General features: G+C 74.2%; 4 protein-coding genes. All 4 read right to left on the bottom strand.

Features of this window, described 5'->3' with window-relative positions; translation table 11 throughout:
- The coding region (locus ABZ281_RS39920; RefSeq protein WP_356662878.1) for a hypothetical protein at positions 1-228 on the bottom strand (228 nt) is incomplete at its 3' end.
- Positions 229-360: 132 nt separating this feature from the next.
- Complete coding sequence (locus ABZ281_RS39915) at positions 361-2,766, bottom strand: BTAD domain-containing putative transcriptional regulator (protein ID WP_356662877.1); 2,406 nt, start codon at positions 2,764-2,766, stop codon at positions 361-363.
- Between the two features lie 29 nt (positions 2,767-2,795).
- On the bottom strand, positions 2,796-3,596 hold the full coding sequence (locus tag ABZ281_RS39910) for an alpha/beta fold hydrolase (protein WP_356662876.1): 801 nt from the start codon (positions 3,594-3,596) through the stop codon (positions 2,796-2,798).
- On the bottom strand, positions 3,539-4,333 hold a 795-nt coding region (locus ABZ281_RS39905), incomplete at its 5' end, for an NAD(P)H-dependent oxidoreductase (protein WP_356662875.1). The genes ABZ281_RS39905 and ABZ281_RS39910, both read right to left, overlap by 58 nt.

Genomic DNA, 4,333 nt, shown 5'->3' with positions numbered 1-4,333 from the left:
CCTCGACCGTGTGGTCGGACCCGTCGTCCGGCGCGAGGAGGAGCGGCGGGTGCTGCTGCTCGTGCTGGACGGCATGAGCGCGGCCATAGCGAACGCTTCGTGGAGGGCCGCAGCGAACCGGTCGCCGACGAAGACGGCCAGCGGGGTGTCCATCTCGGCGGCGGTTCCACGCCCGGGGCGAGGTGAGGCGTGCGTGGGACGGCGGGTCTGCGAGGTTGCGATGTCCATAGGGACAGCACACCAAGTCCCGCCCACACACCGCCCATTCGCGACTCCTCGGCCCGGTCATCACCGCGCCACGACCGCCCCGGTGATCGCACGGCCCGCCGCGCGGGCGGCGCCACCCGGCCGACCACGTCCTCACACCGCCCGTCGCCCGGGTCGGACCTCGACCGGCTCGGCCGCCTTGCCCCGGAACCCGGTGTGGATCCGGCCCGACGGCCTCGCCCGCTCCTCCTGGCGGCGGGGGCGGCAGTCCAGGAAGGGCAGTGTGCGCCGCGGCTGGGGAGCGGCGGCCGGCTCGCGCAGGCGCGGCAGGGTCAGCCGGCCGGTGTGCTCGCAGGCGCTGCCCCAGATGGGCCTGCGGCGCAGCAGGTCGGAATGGCCGCACGCGACGACCAGCAGCGCCCCGGTGCCCGCGCCGCCCAGGCTCTCCGCCCAGTCCAGCACCACGTCGTCGGCGAGGTGCAGATCGTCCAGGCAGAGCACCACGGCGCGGTGGCGTGCCTCGTGCTCGATCACCTCGCCCCAGGCGGTGAGCAGGTCGGCCCCGCGCCCGGCCGGGCCGGGATGGGGTGCGGGGCACAGCACACGCAGGAGCCGCGCGGCGTCCACGTCGGAGTCGACGGCGGAGCGGACCACGGCTCTGATCCGCTGCTCGGGCGGGTCGGGCCGCGTCCCGTGCCGCGGCGCCCAGGCCTCCAGCAGCGCGGCCGCGACACCGGCGGCGTCCTGGCTGCCTCTCGGAACGCGCGGGTGTACGACCCGCACGTCGTCGGCGTCGCCCGCGACGCGGTGCTCGAACTGGGCGAGCAGGCGGGACTTGCCGGCCCCGTGATCGCCGAGCACCGTCAGCAGGGACGGCACGTCATGGTGGCGCGAGTACTCCAGCAGGTTCTCCAGCAGGGCGAGTTCGGGTCGGCCCCGGCGGTCGGTGCCGTGCCCGGCGGGCTCGTCCGGGTGCAGGGCCCGGGCCCTGCGGATGCCGGGGGCACCGTCGGCGGCGCGGGTCGTCTCGTCGTAGCTCACCCACGCGCCGGTGTCACCGGCCACGTCCTCGCTCACGTACAGCTCGCCCTCCGGGACGCCGGAGAGCAGCCCGTGCGCCTTGTCGAGCAGGGTGCCCACCACCGAGACGGCGACGCCCGGGTCGTGCGGGTCGTGGCGCACGATCGCCTTGCCGGAGATCACCACGGCACGCATCACCATGCCCGCCCGGGTGGCCAGCCGGTCACGGGCCGCGAAGGCCGCGCGCACCGCGTTCAGCGACGCCTCGGGGCGTTCGGACCGCAGTCCGAACAGTGCGGCGCACAGCCCGCCCATGGAGCCGACGACCGTCCCGGAACGGTCCTCGACGCTCTCCGTGAGCACGGTGACCGCGTCGTGCAGGGAGGTGTCCAGCTGTTCGCTCCCCATGGCCGCCGCGTCCCCGGCGGACTCGGTGCACACCACGAGCACGCACACGTCCCGCCGCTCGGCGACCGCGCCGCCCCCCTCGGCGACGCCGAATCCCGTTGTCTCGCCCGGTTGCTCGCCGCTCCCCACGACGCCGTACGTGGACACCGTGCCGGGACGGTCCCCGCCTTCCGCGGCGCCGACGGACAGGAGGGCGGGCGTCCGCAGGGGTTCCGGTGCCTTGACGTCCGGCCCGGCCACCCCGGGGACGCCGGTGTCCGCGGTGATCCGGACCGGGGCCCGCACGGCGTCCGTGTCCCCGGCCGCAAGCCGTCCCGGCGCGCTCGTCCCTGGGGCGCCCGGCTCCGCGCGGAGCTCCGTGGGGGAGGCCAGTGCCTGGTCGTGGCGCAGGATGCGGTGCTGCAGGGCCTGCAGGGCGGCGGACGGCTCCAGGCCGTACTCCTCCACCAGGGCCAGCCGCACCCTGCTGAACACGCTCAGCGCCTCCGCCTGCCGACCGCAGCGGTACAGGGCGAGCATCAACTGCCCGCACAGCCGCTCCCGCAGGGGCTCTGCCTCGGCGAGCGAGGTGAGTTCACCCAGTACGGCATGGTGGCGGCCGCATGCCAGCTCCGCCTCGAAGCGGTCCTCCATGGCGTCCAGGCGCAGCTGCCGCAATGCCGTCAGCTCGGCCCACTCCATGCCCTGTTCGGCCAGATCGGACAGGGCCGAGCCGCGCCATTCGGCCAAGGCCTCCCCCAGCAGCTCGGCGGCCTCGGCCGCCTCACCCGCGTCCAGGCGTGCCCGGCCGGCGGCGACGGCGCGCTCGAAGCGGGTCGCGTCGAGCTGCTCGGGGTCGACGCGCAGGACGTATCCCGGTGCCCGGGTGAGCAATCGGGGCGCCTCGTGTCCCTCGCCGTCACCGCTCTCCAGCAGGGCCCGCAGCCCCCATACGGCGTTCTGCACCATCTTGCGTGCCGTGACCGGCCTCGCGTCCTCGGGCCACAGGGCCTCCAGGAGCTGGCTGGTGGCGACCACCTGGTTGGCGTGGAGGAGGAGCAGTCCGAGGACCGCTCTCTGCTTGACGCCGCCCAGCGGCAGACTGCGCCCGCCGTTCACCACGTCGAGCGGTCCGAGAACCTTGAATTCCACGCCTACCCCCGTACGTCGAACAGCCGTGATCAGTCATGGCAGGCGTCGTTGCCCACCCGAGCGGCGCTCACCGAGCGGACGCCGCGCAGTACCACCTCGGCCACGTCGTCGAGACGCTGGTCCACGTAGAAGTGACCGCCGGGAAAGACCCGCACCTCGGTCTCGGCGCGGGTGAACGCCCGCCAGCCGGCCGCCTCCTCGACGGAGACGACCGGGTCGGAGTCGCCGCACAGCACGGTGACCGGCGTGCGCAGCGGCTCCCGGGGTGTCCAGGAGTACGCGGCGAGGGCCGCGTAGTCGGCTCGCAGAGCCGGCAGCACCATTGCCACCAGCTCGGGGTCGTCGAGCAGGGCCACGCCGGTCCCCCCGAGCCGGCGTACGGCGGCCAGGATCGCGTCGTCGTCCGGGAGCACGTCGTGCGGACTGCGCCGCGCTCCCGGCGCTCCCCTGGCCGACAGGAAGAGCCTGCCAGGTGGCCGGGCGCCGCGCTCCTCCAGGATCCGGGCGGTCTCGTAGGCGACCAGAGCGCCCATGCTGTGGCCGAAGAAAGCGAAGGGCGCTGCCGCCTCTCCGGCTCCATCCCTGTCCTCGGCCTCGGCCTCCAGTTTCCCGGCGACGACCGCGGCCAGTTCCCCGATGTCCGCCACCGGCGTCTCCAGCCGGCGGTCCTGGCGGCCGGGGTACTGCACCGCCCGCACCTCGACGTGCGGCCGGAGCCGCCGGGACAGCGGCTGGTACGCGCTGGCCGCGCCGCCGGCGTGCGGGAAGCAGATCAGCCGGAGAGCGTCGGGCTCGGGATCGGCGAAACGTCGGAACCACTGGCCGTCCATGGCGCGTTGCGCTCCTGTCTGTTCACCTGGGGTACGTGGTAGCCGCGCTCCGCCCGGGCCCGGTGCAGCACACCGGCCCACCAGCTGAGGCGGTCGAACATCAGCCGGGCCGACACGTCCCAGTCGTCGGAGGCGGCCAGGGTGCCGTCGGGGCCGAGCCGCTCCCAGTAGTTGTGGAAGCTCACGGCCTCGCGCACCGGGACGGCGTGGACGTCGCCGAAGACCTGTCGCAGGGCCGCCACGGCGCACAATCCGCTGGAGGGGCCGCCGTAGGAGAGGAATCCCACGGGTTTGGCGTGCCATTCCGTGTCGTACCAGTCGATCGCGTTCTTCAAGGACGCCGGGAACGTCTGGTTGTGCTCGGGGGTGACCACCACGAACGCGTCGGCCGCCTCAAGCCAGGGCGCGAGGTCCTTGACGGCCTGGGGCCGGGGCGCCGACGGGTCGGCGGACATCACGTCGGGCAGCCAGGCCGTGGCCAGGTCTATGACGTCCACGTCGAAGTCGGGCCGCAACCGGGCCCGGGAGGCCAGCCATTCCGCCGCGACGTGCCCGAACCGGCCCTTCCTGATGCTGCCGATGATGATCGCCAGCCGCAGTCGTTCATTCTCGGCCACCTGCCCCCGCCTTCCGCCCCAGCGCCGCACCGCATTCCTCTCGATGAACTGGCCGACGGCTCCCTCGCCGGGGCCGATGGGAATGGCGAGCAGGACGAGGAGGTACGGCAGGAGGGCGAC

This window comes from Streptomyces sp. NPDC006265, assembly GCF_040613555.1.
Lineage (GTDB): Bacteria > Actinomycetota > Actinomycetes > Streptomycetales > Streptomycetaceae > Streptomyces.
Note: the sequence above shows the minus strand (reverse complement) of the source record. Positions and strands in the feature narration are given on the sequence as shown.